Annotated in this window: 15 protein-coding genes; 8 read left to right on the top strand and 7 right to left on the bottom strand. The window is 72.1% G+C overall.

Features of this window, described 5'->3' with window-relative positions; genetic code table 11:
* Positions 1–65: 65 nt before the first annotated feature.
* The 6 genes from pdhA to ABT381_RS02475 all read left to right on the top strand — a co-directional run bounded on the left by pdhA (position 66) and on the right by ABT381_RS02475 (position 6,330).
* On the top strand, positions 66–1,241 hold the full coding sequence (gene pdhA, locus ABT381_RS02500) for a pyruvate dehydrogenase (acetyl-transferring) E1 component subunit alpha (protein ID WP_351586770.1): 1,176 nt from the start codon (positions 66–68) through the stop codon (positions 1,239–1,241).
* Position 1,242: 1 nt separating this feature from the next.
* Complete coding sequence (locus tag ABT381_RS02495; protein ID WP_351586768.1) at positions 1,243–2,226, top strand: alpha-ketoacid dehydrogenase subunit beta; 984 nt, start codon at positions 1,243–1,245, stop codon at positions 2,224–2,226.
* 23 nt (positions 2,227–2,249) lie between these two features.
* Entirely contained in the window at positions 2,250–3,749 is a 1,500-nt protein-coding gene (locus ABT381_RS02490; protein ID WP_351586766.1) for a dihydrolipoamide acetyltransferase family protein, read from the top strand.
* Positions 3,750–3,830: 81 nt separating this feature from the next.
* The gene (locus tag ABT381_RS02485) at positions 3,831–4,271 is read left to right on the top strand and encodes an NUDIX hydrolase (RefSeq protein WP_351586764.1); all 441 of its coding nucleotides are present in this window, start codon (positions 3,831–3,833) and stop codon (positions 4,269–4,271) included.
* An 80-nt stretch (positions 4,272–4,351) separates the two neighbouring features.
* On the top strand, positions 4,352–5,020 hold the full coding sequence (locus ABT381_RS02480; RefSeq protein WP_351586762.1) for a GntR family transcriptional regulator: 669 nt from the start codon (positions 4,352–4,354) through the stop codon (positions 5,018–5,020).
* Complete coding sequence (locus tag ABT381_RS02475) at positions 5,017–6,330, top strand: MFS transporter (RefSeq protein WP_351586760.1); 1,314 nt, start codon at positions 5,017–5,019, stop codon at positions 6,328–6,330. The genes ABT381_RS02480 and ABT381_RS02475 overlap by 4 nt, the downstream gene beginning before the upstream one ends.
* 43 nt (positions 6,331–6,373) lie before the next feature.
* Here ABT381_RS02475 and ABT381_RS02470 read toward each other — a convergent pair whose 3' ends face one another.
* On the bottom strand, positions 6,374–7,198 hold the full coding sequence (locus tag ABT381_RS02470) for a maleylpyruvate isomerase family mycothiol-dependent enzyme (RefSeq protein ID WP_351586758.1): 825 nt from the start codon (positions 7,196–7,198) through the stop codon (positions 6,374–6,376).
* Positions 7,199–7,342: 144 nt separating this feature from the next.
* On the opposite strand from ABT381_RS02470, the gene ABT381_RS02465 reads away from it, so the two are divergent.
* Complete coding sequence (locus ABT381_RS02465) at positions 7,343–8,131, top strand: carbon-nitrogen family hydrolase (protein ID WP_351586756.1); 789 nt, start codon at positions 7,343–7,345, stop codon at positions 8,129–8,131.
* 45 nt (positions 8,132–8,176) lie between these two features.
* Here ABT381_RS02465 and ABT381_RS02460 read toward each other — a convergent pair whose 3' ends face one another.
* Positions 8,177–8,668 carry an LURP-one-related/scramblase family protein gene (locus ABT381_RS02460; protein ID WP_351586754.1) on the bottom strand — a complete coding sequence of 164 codons (492 nt, stop codon included), beginning with the start codon at positions 8,666–8,668 and terminating at the stop codon, positions 8,177–8,179.
* A 97-nt stretch (positions 8,669–8,765) separates the two neighbouring features.
* Between ABT381_RS02460 and ABT381_RS02455 the strand changes: the two genes are divergently transcribed.
* Complete coding sequence (locus ABT381_RS02455; protein ID WP_351586752.1) at positions 8,766–10,592, top strand: NHL domain-containing thioredoxin family protein; 1,827 nt, start codon at positions 8,766–8,768, stop codon at positions 10,590–10,592.
* Between the two features lie 18 nt (positions 10,593–10,610).
* On the opposite strand, the gene ABT381_RS02450 is transcribed toward ABT381_RS02455, so the two are convergent.
* The 5 genes from ABT381_RS02450 to ABT381_RS02430 all read right to left on the bottom strand — a co-directional run bounded on the left by ABT381_RS02450 (position 10,611) and on the right by ABT381_RS02430 (position 16,435).
* Positions 10,611–11,435: a helix-turn-helix domain-containing protein gene (locus ABT381_RS02450; protein ID WP_467754740.1), complete on the bottom strand. Its 825-nt coding sequence runs from the start codon at positions 11,433–11,435 to the stop codon at positions 10,611–10,613.
* A gap of 91 nt (positions 11,436–11,526) precedes the next feature.
* Positions 11,527–12,510: a hypothetical protein gene (locus tag ABT381_RS02445; RefSeq protein WP_351586748.1), complete on the bottom strand. Its 984-nt coding sequence runs from the start codon at positions 12,508–12,510 to the stop codon at positions 11,527–11,529.
* A 344-nt stretch (positions 12,511–12,854) separates the two neighbouring features.
* The gene (locus ABT381_RS02440) at positions 12,855–13,082 is read right to left on the bottom strand and encodes a DUF6458 family protein (protein WP_031050192.1); all 228 of its coding nucleotides are present in this window, start codon (positions 13,080–13,082) and stop codon (positions 12,855–12,857) included.
* A 103-nt stretch (positions 13,083–13,185) separates the two neighbouring features.
* Positions 13,186–15,117 carry an AfsR/SARP family transcriptional regulator gene (locus ABT381_RS02435; protein ID WP_351586746.1) on the bottom strand — a complete coding sequence of 644 codons (1,932 nt, stop codon included), beginning with the start codon at positions 15,115–15,117 and terminating at the stop codon, positions 13,186–13,188.
* A gap of 1 nt (position 15,118) precedes the next feature.
* Positions 15,119–16,435 (bottom strand): M18 family aminopeptidase, encoded by a 1,317-nt coding sequence (locus ABT381_RS02430; RefSeq protein ID WP_351586744.1) that lies wholly within the window; start codon positions 16,433–16,435, stop codon positions 15,119–15,121.
* Positions 16,436–16,722 lie beyond the last annotated feature (287 nt).

The raw sequence follows: 16,722 nt of genomic DNA, 5'->3' as shown, positions 1-16,722 counted from the left end.
TACCGGGTGAGCCGCAATACGGCCACCGGCGGACCCCGGGGGCCGGACAGACGGAGGAGCAGCACGTGACCGTGGACAGCAGTGCCGCACGAAAAGCCACACGCGGTAGCGGAAAGCGCACGACCGCGAAGAAAGCCCCGGCCAAGCCGCGGGCCAAGGCTTCAGCGGAGCAGGACCCGGACCAGTTCGTCCAGCTGCTCACCCCGGAGGGCGAGCGCGTCGAGCATCCGGAGTACGCGATCGACCTGTCCGCCGACGAGCTGCGCGGCCTGTACCGCGACATGGTGCTCACGCGGAAGTTCGACGCCGAGGCGACCACCCTCCAGCGCCAGGGCGAGCTGGGCCTGTGGCCCTCGCTGCTGGGCCAGGAGGCCGCGCAGATCGGTTCCGCGCGCGCCCTGCGCGACGACGACTACGTCTTCCCCACCTACCGCGAGCACGGCGTCGCCTGGGTCCGCGGGGTGGACCCGACGAACCTGCTGGGCATGTTCCGCGGCGTCAACCACGGCGGCTGGGACCCGAACAGCAACAACTTCCACCTGTACACGATCGTGATCGGCTCGCAGACGCTGCACGCGACGGGCTATGCCATGGGCGTGCAGAAGGACGGCGCCGACTCCGCCGTCATCGCCTATTTCGGTGACGGTGCGTCCAGCCAGGGTGACGTCGCCGAGTCCTTCACCTTCGCCGCCGTCTACAACGCGCCCGTGGTGTTCTTCTGCCAGAACAACCAGTGGGCGATCTCCGAGCCGACCGAGAAGCAGACCCGGGTGCCGCTCTTCCAGCGCGCCCGCGGCTACGGCTTCCCCGGCGTACGGGTCGACGGCAACGACGTGCTCGCCGTCCTCGCGGTCACCAAGGCGGCGCTGGAGCGCGCGCGGACGGGCCAGGGCCCGATGCTCGTCGAGGCGTTCACGTACCGCATGGGCGCCCACACCACCTCCGACGACCCGACGCGCTACCGCGGCAACGACGAGCTGCTGGCCTGGGAGGCCAAGGACCCGATCCTGCGGCTGCGCCGATACCTCGAGGCCGAGGGGATGGCCGACGAGGCGTTCTTCGCGTCCGTCGAGAAGGAGGACGAGGCGCTCGGCAAGCGCGTGCGGGACGCCGTGCGCACCATGCCGAACCCCGACGACATGGCGATGTTCGAGCACGTCTACGCCGATGGGCACGCGCTCGTCGACGAGGAGCGCGCCCAGTTCGCCGCGTACCAGGCCGCGTTCGCGGAGGAGAACTGACATGGCCGTCTTCGAGAAGATCACCATCGCCAAGGCGATCAACGAATCGCTGCGCACCGCCATGGAGGCCGACCCCAAGGTCCTCGTCATGGGCGAGGACGTGGGCAAGCTCGGCGGCGTCTTCCGCGTCACCGACGGCCTGCAGAAGGACTTCGGCGAGGACCGGGTGATCGACACCCCGCTCGCCGAGTCCGGCATCGTCGGCACCGCGATCGGCATGGCCCTGCGCGGCTACCGCCCGGTCGTGGAGATCCAGTTCGACGGCTTCGTCTTCCCCGCGTACGACCAGATCGTCACCCAGCTCGCCAAGATGCACGCCCGCGCGCTCGGCAAGATCAAGATGCCGGTCGTCATCCGCATCCCCTACGGCGGCGCGATCGGCGCGGTCGAGCACCACTCCGAGTCGCCCGAGGTGCTCTTCGCGCACGTCGCAGGGCTGAAGGTGATCACCCCGTCGAACTCCTCGGACGCCTACTGGATGCTCCAGCAGGCCATCGCCGGCGACGACCCGGTCATCTACTTCGAGCCCAAGCGCCGCTATCACGACAAGTCCGCGCTGGACACCGAAGCCCTGCCGCACCCGCTGCACAAGGCCCGCGTCGCCCGCGAGGGCAGCGACCTGACGCTCGCCGCGTACGGCCCGATGGTCAAGGTCTGCCAGGACGTCGCGCAGGTCGCCGCCGAGGAGGGCAAGTCGATCGAGATCGTCGACCTGCGCTCCCTCTCCCCGATCGACTTCGACACGCTGCAGTCCTCGGTCGAGAAGACCCGCCGCATGGTCGTCGTGCACGAGGCGCCGGTCTTCCTCGGCTCCGGCGCGGAGATCGCCGCCCGCATCACCGAGCGGTGCTTCTACCACCTGGAGGCGCCGGTGCTGCGGGTGGGCGGCTACCACGCCCCCTACCCGCCGTCCCGGCTGGAGGACGAGTACCTTCCGAACCTGGACCGGGTACTCGACGCCGTCGACCGGTCGCTGGCGTACTGAAGGGCTTGAGGAGAGTCGTGACCATGACTGCAACCGATCAGCGCTTCCGCGAGTTCAAGATGCCCGACGTGGGCGAGGGACTCACCGAGGCGGAGATCCTCAAGTGGTACGTCGCCGAGGGTGACACTGTCGCCGACGGCCAGGTCGTCTGCGAGGTCGAGACCGCCAAGGCGGCCGTCGAACTCCCCATCCCGTACGACGGGGTGGTGCACCAGCTGCGGTTCGGCGAGGGCACCACCGTCGACGTCGGCACGGTCATCATCACCGTGGACACCGATCCGGGTGCCGGACCCGTCGAGGCCCCGGCGGCCGCTCCGGAAGCCGCCGAGCCGGCCGCCGAGGGTGGCGAGGAGGGCCGCAAGGCCGTCCTGGTCGGCTACGGCGCCGCGCCGTCCTCGACGAAGCGGCGCGCGCGCAAGGCGCAGCCCGGTGCCGCGAACGGCGCGCAGGCGGCCGTGCAGGCGGAGTTGAACGGGTACGCGGTGCAGCCCGCGCCGGTTTCACGTGAAACGCCGGCAGGCGGGCCCGCGGCTCCGGCCGCTCCCGGGGCTCCGGCGGGCGTTTCTGCCGCTCCCGAGGCTCCGGCGGGCGCTCCTGCGGCTCCGGCGGGCGGCGAGCGTCCGCTGGCCAAGCCGCCCGTCCGCAAGCTCGCCAAGGACCTCGGCATCGACCTGGCCACGGTCGTGCCCAGCGGCCCCGACGGGATCATCACCCGCGAGGACGTGCACGCGGCGGCCGCGCCCGCGCCCGCCACCGTGCCGGAGTACGACGTGGCGCCGGCCCCGCACGAGCCCGCGCCGGCCCCCGAGGCCGTCGCCGCGGCCCGGGAGACCCGCATCCCGGTCAAGGGCGTGCGCAAGGCCACCGCACAGGCGATGGTGAGCTCCGCCTTCACCGCGCCGCACGTCACGGAGTTCATCACCGTCGACGTGACCCGCACGATGAAGCTCGTACAGGAGCTGAAGCAGGACCCCGACATGGCGGGCGTCCGCGTCAATCCGCTCCTCCTCGTCGCCAAGGCGTTCCTGGTCGCCATCAAGCGCCACCCGGAGATCAACGCCTCCTGGGACGAGGAGAACCAGGAGATCGTCCGCAAGGACTACGTGAACCTGGGCATCGCGGCCGCCACCCCGCGCGGCCTGATCGTGCCGAACATCAAGGACGCGGGCGCCAGGACGCTCCCGCAGCTCGCCTCGTCGCTGGGCGAGCTGGTCGCCACGGCCCGGGAAGGCAAGACCTCCCCGGCGGACATGGCCGGCGGCACGGTCACCATCACCAACGTCGGCGTCTTCGGCGTCGACACCGGTACGCCCATCCTGAACCCCGGTGAGTCCGCGATCCTCGCCTTCGGCGCGGTCAAGGAACAGCCCTGGGTCCACAAGGGCAAGGTCAAGCCGCGCCAGGTGACGACCCTGGCGCTCTCCTTCGACCACCGCCTGGTCGACGGCGAGCTGGGCTCCAAGGTCCTCGCGGACACCGCCGCGATCCTGGAACGCCCGAAGCGCCTGATCACCTGGTCGTAGTACGCGAGCGAGCGGCCCGGCAGGGCGGCATCGGCGAAAAGAAATTGGTCTCGCCGCGCCGCTCTGCCTACCGTCGCCGTCATGACTGATACACAGATCACTACTGACACCGCCGCCCCGGACGGCCTTCCGCCCCTGCGGTCCGTCGCCTGGCTGCACATCAGGGACGGCCGCCTGCTGAGCGTCCGCACCCGCGGCAACGACACCTTCTACCTGCCCGGCGGCAAGTACGAGCCCGGCGAGACGGCCGCGGAGGCGCTCTCCCGCGAGCTGGCCGAGGAGGTCGGCGTGCGGATTCCGGCGGGCGAGCTGACCGAGGCGTTCACCGTCCACGACGAGGCGCACGGCCGTGCGGGGCGTCGCCTGCACATGACCTGCTTCACGGGCGGCCCGGCCACCGTGGACCCGGTCCCCGGCCGCGAGATCGCCGAGGTCGCCTGGCACAACGCCGACGACTTCGCCGTCTGCGCCCCGGCCTTCCGCCAGGTCGTCCGCCGCCTCACGGAGGCGGGCCGGTTGTAGAACGCGCTGATCGGGGCCGTCGCGGGTCCGCATGATGGACGCGGTCGCGGACGCATACCTGTTGTATCTATCCTGTGCGCATGCCATCAGCCTCAGCCTCTCCCGCCCCCGTGAAGCAGCCGCCCGCTGCCGAGCGGGTGTACGCGCACGTCAAGCACGCCGTCCTCGAGCGCCGCTACGAGGGCGGCATGCTGCTCACCGAGGGGGAGCTCGCCGAGGCCGTCGGGGTGTCGCGGACGCCCGTACGCGAGGCGCTGCTGCGGCTGGAGGTCGAGGGGCTGATCAAGCTCTACCCGAAGAAGGGCGCGCTGGTCCTGCCGGTCTCCGCGCAGGAGATCGCGGACGTCGTGGAGACCCGGCTGCTGGTCGAGGAGCACGCGGCGCGCAAGGCCGTGCCCGCGCAGGCCGCGCTGATCGAGGAGCTGGAGTCGCTGCTCGCGACCATGCGGGAGCAGGTCGCCGCCGGCGACCTGGCCGCCGTCTCGGTCACCGACCGCGCCTTCCACGCCGCCATCGTGCGCAGCGCGGGCAACCAGATCCTGGACCGGCTCTACGAGCAGCTGCGCGACCGCCAGCTGCGGATGGGCGTCGCGGTGATGCACGCGCACCCGGACCGGATCGCGAAGAACATCGCCGAGCACGCCGAGATCCTCGAAGCGCTGCGGGCCGGTGACCCCGAGGCGGCCACCGCCGCCGTGCACCGGCACGTCAGCTGGGTGCGCAACCTCGCCCAGGGGGACGTGCGATGAGTACCGCGCAGAGCACCCCGATGTCGCTGCCCGGCGACCCGCCCGGCGGCCGGCGGGCCATGTGGGTCTGGGGCATCGGCGTCGCCGTCTACTTCGTCGCGATCATCTACCGCACCAGCCTCGGCGTCGCCGGGCTAGACGCGGCCGAGCGCTTCCACATCAACGCCTCGGCGCTGTCGACCTTCTCGATCCTGCAGCTGCTGGTCTACGCGGGCATGCAGATACCCGTCGGCCTGATGGTCGACCGGATGGGCCCGAAGAAGGTCCTGATCCTCGGCGCGACGCTCTACACCGTCGGCCAGCTCGGCTTCGCGCTGTCCGGCTCGTACGGCATGGCGCTGATCTCCCGCGCGCTGCTGGGCTGCGGCGACGCGATGACGTTCATCAGCGTGCTGCGGCTGGGCACGCGCTGGTTCCCGGCCCGGCGCGGCCCGATGATCGCGCAGATCGCCGCGCTCATCGGCATGTCCGGCAACCTCGTCTCCACCCTCGTGCTGGCCCGGCTGCTGGACACCCTCGGCTGGACCCCGACCTTCGCGGGCAGCGCCGTCTGCGGCATCGCGGTGATCGCGCTGGTCCTGCTCTTCCTCAAGGACCACCCCGAGGGCTTCGAGCCGGCGCCCGCGGGTCCGTCGGCGGCCGGCGGAAGCTACGTACGGCAGCAGATCTCCCAGTGCTGGCGCGAGCCCGGCACCCGCCTCGGCATGTGGGTGCACTTCACCACGCAGTTCCCCGCGATGTTCTTCCTGCTGCTGTGGGGGATGCCGTTCCTCGTCGAGGCGCAGGGGCTGACCGAGACCGCGGCCGGCGGGCTGCTGACGCTCATCGTGGTCTCGAACATGGCCTCCGGGCTGGTCTACGGGCAGGTCATCGCCCGCCACCACGCGGCCCGGATGCCGCTGGCGCTCGGTACCGTCGGCGCCACGGCGACGCTGTGGGCCGCCATGCTCGGCTGGCCGGGGCACGCGCCGATGGCGCTGCTGGTTCTCACCTGCGTCGTGCTCGGCGCGTGCGGCCCGGCCTCGATGATCGGTTTCGACTTCGCCCGCCCCGCCAACCCGCCGGAGCGCCAGGGCACCGCCTCGGGCATCGTCAACATGGGCGGCTTCACCGCCTCGATGACGACCCTGCTGGCGGTCGGCGTGCTGCTGGACGCCACCGGCGACAACTACCGCATCGCGTTCGCGACGGTCTTCGTCCTGGAGGCGCTCGGCCTCAGCCAGATCCTGCGGCTGCGCAAGCGGGCGGCGCGCCGCGAGCGCGAGCGGACGGTGGCGAGCCGGGTGGAGGCGGTGCACGTACCGGTGTGACCGCCCCCGGCCGGGCGTGCGCTTCCGGGCGCGCGCCCCGTGCCTACGGCGTCACCGCGAAGTGCTCCAGCACGGCCCCGGCCAGCTCCTGGTCGCCCTCGGTCTTGATCCGGTCGGCGACGGCCGCCGGCCGCACCCGGCCGCAGGCCAGCCGGACGTACGTCTCCCAGTCCATCGAGAGCGTGACGGCCGGGCCCAGCGAGACGCTGCCGTCGACCGTCCCGCGGCCCTGCTCGTCGACCCGTACGGTCCGCATGAACTCCACCGGGCCTGTCACGTCGACCACCACGGCGGAGCCGGCCGGCGCGCCCGCGTCCTTGGCGACGACCTTGGCCAGCGACGGCAGCAGGAAATCGCGGGTGAGGTGGGCACCGGGGGAGTCGAGATTGCCGGGCTCGCCGAGCGCGCGGCGGATGTCCTGCTCGTGCACCCAGGTGTCGAAGGCCCGCACCTTCAGCGCGTGTTCGAGCGTCTGCTCCTTGCCCTGCGGGCCGCGGACCGTCGCGTCCGGCTCGCGCGTCTCGTTGCGCAGCTGCCGGGCGCGGCGGATGACGGTGTACTCCAGCTCCGCCGTCATCTCCGGGCCCGTGTGGTGCCGCCGGACGTCGACCTGCATCTCCATGTACCGCGCGAACTCGCTGCGCACGTGGTAGAGATCGCGCGGCAGCGAGTGGATGGGGCGGGGGTCGCCCAGCGCCTCGCAGTCCAGGCCGATGAGGTGGGACACCACGTCCCGCACCGACCAGCCGGGGCATTCCGTGGCGCGATTCCACTCCCCTTCCACGAGCGGCGTCACCAGCTCGGATATCGCTTCGATGGAGTGCGTCCAGGCGTCGATGGAGGGCTGGAGGACTGGGTGGACGGTCACGGGACCCCTCGGACGGTTTGTACGCGGGCTGCTGTCTGTGCAGTTAAGTTACGCTGCGCACGGGCACCCCGGCAGTGCTTTCGGGTGACCATCGTAGGCATTTTTTGACGACGGACCGGGCTCGGAAGACCAGGCGGTGGTACTGTGCGCGCTTCATTGCTCCAAGTCGGTGTGGACCAGCAGGAACCGGTCAATTCCCGCCGGGAGCGCGTGGCTTCACTCGTGCGCTCCCAGGCGGACGCGGACCTCGTCGTGCTGCCCGAGCTGTGGCCGGTGGGCGCCTTCGCCTTCGACGCGTTCGAGGAGGTCGCGGAGGAGCTCGCGGGCCCGACCCACCGGGCGATGTCGGCGGCGGCGCGGGACGCGGGCGTCTGGCTGCACGCCGGGTCCATCATCGAGCGCGGCGGGGACGGCGTCCTCTACAACACCTCGCTGGTCTACTCCCCCGACGGCGAGCGCGTCGCGCACTACCGCAAGATCCACCGCTTCGGCTTCGACAAGGGCGAGGCGACGCTGCTGGGCGCCGGCACCGAGCCGGTGACGGTCGCGCTGCCGGACACCACGCTCGGCCTGGCCACCTGTTACGACCTGCGCTTCCCCGAGCTGTTCCGGCAGCTGGTGGACGCCGGCGCGCAGACCTTGGTCGTACCGGCCGGCTGGCCCGCGCGGCGCCGCGCGCACTGGTCGCTGCTGGCCCGCGCCCGGGCGGTGGAGAACCAGACGTACGTGCTCGCGTGCGGCACGGGCGGCACGCACGCCGGGGTCGAGCAGGCCGGGCACAGTGTGATCGTCGATCCGTGGGGCGAGGTGCTCGCCGAGGCGGGGCCCGACGAGGAGATCATCAGCGCCGAGCTGGACCCCGAGCTGGTGGGAAAGACCCGGCACTCCTTCCCCGTGCTGCGGGACCGCGTGCTGGGGCTGCCGAAGCCGTGACCCGCGGCCGGCGGCCGCAGGCTGAGGTGCGGGGAGCGCGGGTGGTCAGTCCTCGTGCTCCCGCTCCGCCAGCCGGATCACGCACACGGCGATCGCGATGAGCAGCGCGGCGTCGGCGTCCTCCCGCACCACGTTGACCGCGTAGGTGTCCCGCACGGTCAGCCAGCGCCGGGAGATCTCCGCCAGCAGCTCGCCGTCGTACTCGACCGCGAACTCCCGGTCCAGGATCTTGCCGCTGACGTCCAGCTCCGTGCCGTCGATCAGCTCCACGCGGTAGTGGTTGCGCAGCAGCGACAGCCGCTTCCGCCGGATGGTGGCGATGGCCCGGTCGTCCCGCTCGATCGTCATCGTGTCGCGCAGGCTCAGCACCTTTTTGCGCAATGTGATCAAGACCCGGCCTTCACGGTCCTTGATCTCGAAGGTCTCCCGCATCCGGAGGGCCTTGCCGTCGACGAGGTAGACGTTGCGGCCCGTCTCGTCCTCGATCCAGTAGTCCTCGCCGATCCCGAAGATCCGGTCGCGTACCAGGTATCTCATGCGGGATCTGTGCCCCGCGCCGGGCCGCCGTGCACCTGGGCGAGCGTCACACCCCCCGGCGGAATGCACACCCGGCCGCGTGACGTTGAATGTGCACATGGCTTCACGTGCGCGCGTCCGGGCCCCCGAGCTGATCGGCAAGGGCGGCTGGCTCAACACCGGCGACAAGGATCTGACCCTCTCCGACCTGCGGGGACGCATCGTCGTCCTGGACTTCTGGACGTTCTGCTGTGTGAACTGCCTGCATGTACTGGACGAGCTGCGGGAGCTGGAGGAGCGGCACCGCGACACCGTCGTGATCATCGGCGTGCACTCCCCGAAGTTCGTGCACGAGGCGGAGCATCAGGCCGTCGTCGACGCGGTCGAGCGGTACGAGGTCGAGCACCCCGTCCTGGACGACCCCGAGCTCGCCACCTGGAAGCAGTACGCCGTCCGCGCCTGGCCGACGCTGGTCGTCATCGACCCCGAGGGCTACGTCGTCGCCCAGCACGCCGGTGAGGGCCACGCCCACGCCATCGAGAAGCTGGTCGAGGAGCTGGAGGCGGAGCACGAGGCGAAGGGCACGCTGCGGCGCGGCGACGGCCCGTACGTACCGCCCGAGCCGGTCGCGACCGACCTCCGCTTCCCCGGCAAGGCGCTGCGGCTGCCCACAGGCTCCTTCCTGGTCTCCGACACCACCCGGCACCAGCTGGTGGAGCTGGCCGAGGACGGCGAGAGCGTGCTGCGCCGGATCGGCACCGGCGAGCGCGGCCTGGCGGACGGCCCGGCCGAGCGGGCCGCCTTCAGCGAGCCGCAGGGCCTCGCGCTGCTGCCGGACGGCACGGTGATCGTCGCCGACACGGTCAACCACGCGCTGCGCACGTTCGACCCGGCCACCGGCGAGGTCGCGACCGTCGCCGGCACCGGCAAGCAGTGGTGGCAGGGCTCGCCCACCGAGGGCCCGGCCCGCGAGGTGGACCTCTCCTCGCCGTGGGACGTGGCGTACTTCGACGGCCGGGTGTGGATCGCCATGGCCGGCGTGCACCAGCTGTGGACGTACGACCCGGAGACGGGCACCGTACGCGCCGCGGCGGGCACCACCAACGAGGGTCTGGTGGACGGGCCGGCCGCCGAGGCGTGGTTCGCGCAGCCGTCGGGCCTGGCCGCCGCCGAGGACCGGCTGTGGATCGCCGACTCCGAGACCAGCGCGGTGCGCTGGATCGACCGCGAGGGCGTCGTGCACACGGCCGTGGGCACCGGCCTCTTCGACTTCGGGCACCGCGACGGCGCCGCCGACCAGGCGCTGCTGCAGCACCCGCTGGGCGTCACCGCGCTGCCGGACGGCTCGGTCGCGGTCTCGGACACGTACAACCACGCGCTGCGCCGCTTCACTCCGCCGATTGAGGAGGGCGCGACCGGCGAGGTCACGACCCTCGCCACCGATCTGCGCGAGCCCTCCGACGCGGTGCTCGTCGGCGACGACATCGTCGTCGTGGAGTCGGCCCGGCACCGGCTGACCCGGCTGCGGCTGCCCGAGGAGGCGGTACGGGTGGAGTCGGTCGCGCACCGCACCCAGCGCGCCGCCACCGAGGTGGCCCCCGGCCGGCTCCGGCTGGACGTGGTCTTCCAGGCACCGGCCGGGCAGAAGCTGGACACCCGCTACGGCCCGTCCACCCGGCTGCTGGTCAGCTCGACCCCGCCGGAGCTGCTGGCGGAGGGCGAGGGCGCGGGCACCGACCTCGGCCGGGACCTGGTCCTCGCCGACGGGGTCACCGAGGGCGTGCTGCACGTCTCGGCCATGGCCGCGTCCTGCGACGACGCCCCGGACATCGAGTACCCGGCCTGCCATGTGCACCAGCAGGACTGGGGCGTGCCGGTCACGGTCACCGCGGACGGGACCGCCCGGCTCGGACTCGTCCTGGCGGGGCTGGACAGCGACGCGTAAACCGGGAGCGGACCCCGATCACTCGCAGTTGTCGAGCGTCGAGTACTGAAGCTGGTCGGGGTCGATCCGGATGCCGGGCATCCACAGCTCCTTGCCGTCCTGCCGGACCTCGAACCAGATACTGCTGTGGCCGCCGACCTCGTCGGTGACGGTGACGCCGTTGGCGATCCGGCACTCGGCGGTCAACTGGTCGCCGTGCCAGACGTGACCGCCGATGTTGGACGGCCGGTAGGCCAGGTACGGGTCCATGGCCAGCCCCATGGAGCATTCGCGCGTGTGCTTGGACCGGCATTCCTTGTCGACGTTGTGGACGGTGATGCGCTCCGTGCCCTTGGCCGCCGGTGTTTCACGTGAAACACCGTGGCCCGAGGCGCCGTTGTCGTCGATCAGGCTCCACGTCACGACGGCTGCGACCGCGAGGACCGCGGCCGTGGCCGCGCCCACGAGGACCGGCTTCAGCCGGGGTGTGGTTTTCGGCGGCTGTATCGGTGCGCTGCCGGACACCTCCGCGCTCTCCGTGCCGCCCGCCGCTGCCTCGTTGGCCAGGTGCAGCAGCCGTACCAGCTCCGGCAGCCGGTCCTCGCCGGTGAAGGAGAGCTTGCACCACTGCACGAGCAGTCGCTCGTCGGGCAGGCTCTGCCCGCGCAGGTAACGGGACAGGGAGGATCTGCTGGCCGGCAGCCGGGTTTCCAGGTCCTTCAGGCTCAGACCCAGTTCGCCATGCATGTGCCGCAGGCCGGACACGAAGTCGCGTACCGGTCCGTCGAGTTGGTCGGGCAGGGGTGCGAGCGGCTTGCGACGGGGATTGGTGGTGCGGTTCGGTTTCCCTTGCACGCACGGCATTTCAGCACAACCGCGGCACGCACCGCGAGAGGCACTTCCGCTCCCCTGCGGCGGAAGTGCCTCTCGTTACAGGATCCGGAAACCGCCCGGATCAGTCCGTGAACTTCACGGGGCGGTAGGGCTTGAACTCGCCGCCGTTGAGCCCGTAGGTGAGGGACCGGTGGTCGGTGCCGTGGCCGCCGCGCTGCTCGTACGCGGTGTAGGAGGTGTGCGCGGGGTTGTCCCACTTCTCGAACATCACGACGTGCCGGGTGTTGTTGTCGCCCGCCGCGTCGATGAGCAGGTCACCGGGCTTCAGGTCGTTGACGGCGATCGGCCGGGTGATCCTGGAGCTGGTGAGGCCCACGGTGTTGGTGCCGGGGGCGCCCAGGTTCAGCGCCATGGAGACGTAGCCGGAGCAGTCCTGGCGGTAGCCGTCCTTCCAGTTCTTCGCCTGGCTGTAGGGCACCTGCGCACCGTTGTTGGCGGTCAGCCAGGTGGCCGCGCGCTGCAGCGCCTCGCCGCGGGTGCCGCCGGGCGTCGGGGCCGGCGGCGGGCCGCCCTGTACGGGCACGCCCGGCAGCGAGTCCTGCGGGATGTCGACCGCGACGACGCTGAGGAAGCCGGTCACCGGGCCGGTGAGGTGCGCCATGTAGGTCGAGCAGGAGCTGCCCTCGCAGACCTTCTTGCCCGTGTTGACCTGGTAGTCGGCCGTGATCCTGTCCTGGCCCGGCGCGTCCTTGTTGATCATGCCGACGGACGGCGAGTTGGTGTCCGGCGAGGCGTGCACCACCCAGCGCGTCCCCCAGGTCGGGAAGGTGCTGCCGGCCGCGTTCTTCGTGATGGTGGCGGCCGAGCCGCCCTGCGTCGTCAGGTCGGCCTTGGTGTCCCGCGCCGTGACGGTGGTCTGCGCGGCGGCCTTGGTACCGGTGTCCGCCTTGGCGGCACCGCCCGAGCAGGCCGTGATGCCGGAGATGCCGATGCCCGCGGCGGCGATCGCGGGCAGGACCCTGCGGAGCGCCGCCCTGCGGGGCGTACGGGCCGGTCCCCGGGTGCGGGAAGTCGTGCGGAACGTGGTGTCGTCGGTCTGCGACATGATGGATTCCCCTCGTTTGACGGAGGCGGCCGGGGCGTCGTGCCGATCGGCCGCCTCGGCGACGAGAACCATCATTGGGCGGGGAACAGGGGGAATCCGGGGCTGTCGTGTCCCATGGGACATCCCACCCGCCAGGACGTCCCGGGAGCGGTGCCGACCTGCGAGGACGTCGGCGTGGGACGGCGCGCGCGAGACGTCGGCCGGGCGGGTGCGGGACATGACGGGACGTGCAGGCACACAGAAGGGGCGCCCGCGCGGTCCTCGCGCGGGCGCCCCTTCAAGTCCTTGGTGGTCCGGTCTTCGTTCTCCGGGCCGGTCGAGGTGGTTGCTGAGCCGCGGTGTCGTCACTCGTAGCCGTGCCGATGGGTCTCCTCGATCACGGGCGCCGCGGGCGGCGGTGGCTGCATGCGCCGCCGCTTGAAGATGCTGACGTAAGCGGCGATACCGATGATGCCGACCGCCATCAGGATCAGACCCACGAGATCGAGGTTGACCCCGGCCATGTGCCAGTCCACCGCGAAGGTCAGGATTCCTCCGGCGGCGAGCAGACCGATGCACCAGCCGATGCCCATGATGTGCGCCTCCTCTGGATCGGCGGTTCCGGGCAGGTCCCGCGCCGAGTACCCGGGCGCGGGACCGTCAATCAGCGGCCCGTCAATCCAGCAGTGCCGTACCTCAGTTGTTCGGCTCCGTCCCTTCCGGCTCTCCCGTACCGTCCCGGGCGAAGAGCTGGGTCAGGGCGCTGATCGTGTAGACGTCCGTGGCCTTCTCGTCGACCAGGTGCATCTCGGCCAGCCGGGCCAGCCCGTCCTGCGTGTGCTCCAGGTCCGAGCCGGCCAGGGCCGCCGCCGCCGAGGCGTTCAGCTGTCCGTCCGTACTGGTCGCCAGCGCGCTCAGCAGCCGCGCGTCGGCCGCCGAGAGCCGGGCCACGGACATCCGCAGCGCCGAGGCGATCCCGGTGTCCTCAGCGGAGAGCAGCGACAGCCGGCGCCGCTCGTCGCGCAGCGCGGCCGCCAGCCGGGCCAGCCGCCAGCGCGGCCGGGCGGTCAGCTGGGCGACCGCGGCGCGCAGCGCCAACGGCAGCCCGTCACACAGCTCGACCAGCTCGCGGGCGGCCTCCGGGTCCTCGTCCACCCGGTCGGCGCCGAGCATCGCGCCCAGCAGCGCGACGCCCTCCGTCACGCCGAACACCTGCAGCCCGACCGGCCGGGCGCAGTCCGTGGCCACGAGACCGTCCAGCCTGCTCCGGCTGGTCACGATGGTGGCGCAGCCGGGGCCGCCGGGCAGCAGCGGCCGCACCTGTGCCGAGCTGCGGGCGTTGTCCAGTACGACCAGCAGCCGACGGTCCGCGACCAGCGAGCGGTACAGCGCGGACGCGGCTGCGGGGGACGACGGTACGGCGTCCTCCGGCGTCCCCAGTGCGGTGAGGAAGAAGCGCAGTACGGCGGCCGGTTCGGTCGCGTCGCCCTCCCCGAAACCGCGCAGGTCGGCGAAGAGCTGCCCGTCGGGGAAGTCGGCGGCGTGCTGGTGTGCCCACTGCACGGCACACGCGGTCTTGCCGACCCCGGCCGGGCCGGTCACGACCGCCAGCGGGCTGTCGCTGTCCGGACCGGAGTCGCCGGTCAGCGCCGCGGTGAGCCGGTCAAGCGCCGCTCCGCGGCCGAGGAAGCGGGCCGGTGGCCGGGGCAGCAGCCGGGGCGGGACCGGGCCCGTACCGGCGCCACCGTCCGTGCTGCCAGAGGCAGTTGGCCCGGTTTCACGTGAAACCCCCGCCGCCGGCCGTTCGGCACCGCTCTCCGTACCGGCCCCGGCGCCCGGAGCGCCCGCCGTGCGGGCTGCCGGTACCGTGCCGGTGCCCGGCGCCGCCTCCTCCGCCCGCAGGATCTCCTCGTACGCTCCCCGCAGCCGCGCACCCGGATCGACGCCCAGCTCCTCGCTGAGCAGCCGCCGGGTGCGGTGGTACCAGTCCAGCGCGTCCGACTGGCGGCCCGTACGGAACAGCGCCCGCATCAGGGCGGCGATCAGCCCCTCCCGCAGCGGGTGCTGCACCGCGGCGGTGTACAGCACGGACGCGGCCTGTGCGTGCTCGCCCAGCGCGCTGTGCGCGCGGGCCAGCGTCTCCACGGCCGTCAACCGCCGCTCGTCCAGCGCGTGCGTGGCGGCGGCGAACGGCGGGCTGCTGACCGTGCCGGTCAGCGCGGGGCCGCGCCACAGCCCGAGCGCCTCCCGCAGCAGCGGCACGGCGTCGGCCGGTGCCGCCTCGGGCCGGGCCAGCGAGACCAGTTCACCGAAGCGGTGGGCGTCGATCAGCTCTTCGGGAAGCCGCAGCAGGTACGCCGAGCCGTGCGTGGCCAGCTCCACGCCGTACGCGTCGGCGCCGCCCGCCGCGAGCGTGGCGCGCAGCCGCGACACGTGTCCCTGCACGACCGTACGGGCGTGCTCGGGCGGCTCGTCCTCCCACAGGGAGTCGATCAACTGCTCCAGCGGGACGGTGGTGTTGGGCCGCAGGAGCAGCAGCGCGAGCACGCTGCGCCGCTTGGCGGGCCCGAGCGCGAGTTCGCCCGCGGCGGTGGTGACGCTGACCGGACCCAGCAGGGAGAACTCCAACTCAGCCCTCCAGGAAGGCTGTCAGGGCCGCGGCCAGCAGATGCGGGTCTTCGGCGCCGCACAGTTCGCGCGCCGAGTGCATCGAGAGGATCGCGACACCGATGTCGACGGTGGTGATGCCGTGCCGGGCGGCGGTGATCGGGCCGATCGTCGTGCCGCACGGCATGGAGTTGTTCGAGACGAAGTTCTGCCACGGCACGCCGGCCCGCTCGCAGGCGTCGGCGAAGACCGCGCGGCCGCCGCCGTCGGTGGCGTACCGCTGGTTGACGTTGACCTTCAGGATCGGTCCGCCGTTGGGCATCGGGTGGTGGCCCGGCTCGTGCCGCTCGGTGTAGTTCGGGTGGACGGCGTGGCCGGTGTCGGAGGACAGGCAGACCGTGCCGGCGAAGGCGCGCGCCCGGTCCTCGTAACCGCCGCCGCGCGCGAAGACCGAACGCTCCAGCACGGTGCCCAGCAGCGGGCCGTCGGCGCCGGTGTCGGACTGGCTGCCGTTCTCCTCGTGGTCGAAGGCGGCCAGCACCGGGATGCAGGTCAGGCCGTCCTGTGCGGAGGCGGCGGCGAGCGCGGCCGTACCAGCGTGCACCGACAGCAGGTTGTCCATCCGCGGCCCGGCGACCAGCTCCTGGTCCCGGCCCAGGTAGGCGGGTGGCTCGACGCTGTGCACCATCAGGTCCCATCCGCGCACCTCGCCGGCGGAGAGCCCCGCCTCCTCCTCGACGAAGGAGATCAGGCCGCCCTCCTGGACCTCGCCCAGGCCCCAGATCGGCGTCATGTGGCGCTGCTTGTCGAGCTTGAGGCCGTCGGCGTTGACCGACCGGTCCAGGTGCACGGCCAGCTGCGGTACGCGCAGCAGCGGCCGGTCGACGTTGACCAGTCGATGGCTGCCGTCCCGCAGCGTCACCCGGCCCGACAGGCCCAGGTCCCGGTCGAGCCAGGTGTTGAGCAGCGTGCCGCCGTAGATCTCGACCGCGATCTGCCGCCAGCCGCGCGCCCCCGTGTCCGGGATCGGCTTCACGCGGAGGTTCGGCGAGTCGGTGTGCGCCCCGACGATGCGGAAGGGGGTCGCGGGGGTCGCGCCTTCGGGGACGTACCAGGCGATGAGGGCGCCGCCGCGGAGCACGTACTTGCCGCCCGCCGAGTCCGCGGCGCCGGCCGCCGATGCCTCGGTCCAGTCGTCGGTCTCGGCGACCTGCCGGAAGCCGGCCTTCTCCAGCCGGGCGGCCGCGTTCGCCACCGCGTGGTACGGCGACGGGCTCGCGGCGAGGAAGGACATCAGGTCGTCGGTGTGGCCGCGATCGAAGCGGACAGATGTGCTCATGGATTCAGCATAAGGACGCGTCGCACCGGGTGGGTGTTGTGCCGTACGGATGAGTGGAATCCGGCGTCGGTGTGGCCGGTGTTACTCCTGTGCTCAACGGGGTTCAGGTGACCGGCCATAGTCGGCCATACCCGCTCGAACACCGAAGGCGCCGCCAAAAACCGCCGATGGCCTTGCCAGGAACCGCAGACGGTCCCGCCAGGAACCGCCGGTGGCCCCGCCCGGAACGGACCGGACGGGGCCACGGGAACGGCAGGCAGGGCACGGGGCCCGGCGCCGGCTCAGCG

The organism is Streptomyces sp. NPDC000151, assembly GCF_040301705.1.
Lineage (GTDB): Bacteria > Actinomycetota > Actinomycetes > Streptomycetales > Streptomycetaceae > Streptomyces.
Note: the sequence above shows the minus strand (reverse complement) of the source record. Positions and strands in the feature narration are given on the sequence as shown.

What these genes read in the sequence shown, in the direction of transcription:
- ABT381_RS02495 (WP_351586768.1), top strand. Translation starts at nt 1,243, where the DNA reads ATGGCCGTCTTCGAGAAGATCACCATCGCCAAGGCGATCAACGAATCG.
- ABT381_RS02490 (WP_351586766.1), top strand. Translation starts at nt 2,250, where the DNA reads ATGACTGCAACCGATCAGCGCTTCCGCGAGTTCAAGATGCCCGACGTG.
- ABT381_RS02485 (WP_351586764.1), top strand. Translation starts at nt 3,831, where the DNA reads ATGACTGATACACAGATCACTACTGACACCGCCGCCCCGGACGGCCTT.
- ABT381_RS02480 (WP_351586762.1), top strand. Translation starts at nt 4,352, where the DNA reads ATGCCATCAGCCTCAGCCTCTCCCGCCCCCGTGAAGCAGCCGCCCGCT.
- ABT381_RS02475 (WP_351586760.1), top strand. Translation starts at nt 5,017, where the DNA reads ATGAGTACCGCGCAGAGCACCCCGATGTCGCTGCCCGGCGACCCGCCC.
- ABT381_RS02460 (WP_351586754.1), bottom strand. Translation starts at nt 8,668, where the DNA reads ATGAGATACCTGGTACGCGACCGGATCTTCGGGATCGGCGAGGACTAC.
- ABT381_RS02455 (WP_351586752.1), top strand. Translation starts at nt 8,766, where the DNA reads ATGGCTTCACGTGCGCGCGTCCGGGCCCCCGAGCTGATCGGCAAGGGC.
- ABT381_RS02450 (WP_467754740.1), bottom strand. Translation starts at nt 11,435, where the DNA reads ATGCCGTGCGTGCAAGGGAAACCGAACCGCACCACCAATCCCCGTCGC.
- ABT381_RS02445 (WP_351586748.1), bottom strand. Translation starts at nt 12,510, where the DNA reads ATGTCGCAGACCGACGACACCACGTTCCGCACGACTTCCCGCACCCGG.
- ABT381_RS02440 (WP_031050192.1), bottom strand. Translation starts at nt 13,082, where the DNA reads ATGGGCATCGGCTGGTGCATCGGTCTGCTCGCCGCCGGAGGAATCCTG.
- ABT381_RS02430 (WP_351586744.1), bottom strand. Translation starts at nt 16,435, where the DNA reads ATGAGCACATCTGTCCGCTTCGATCGCGGCCACACCGACGACCTGATG.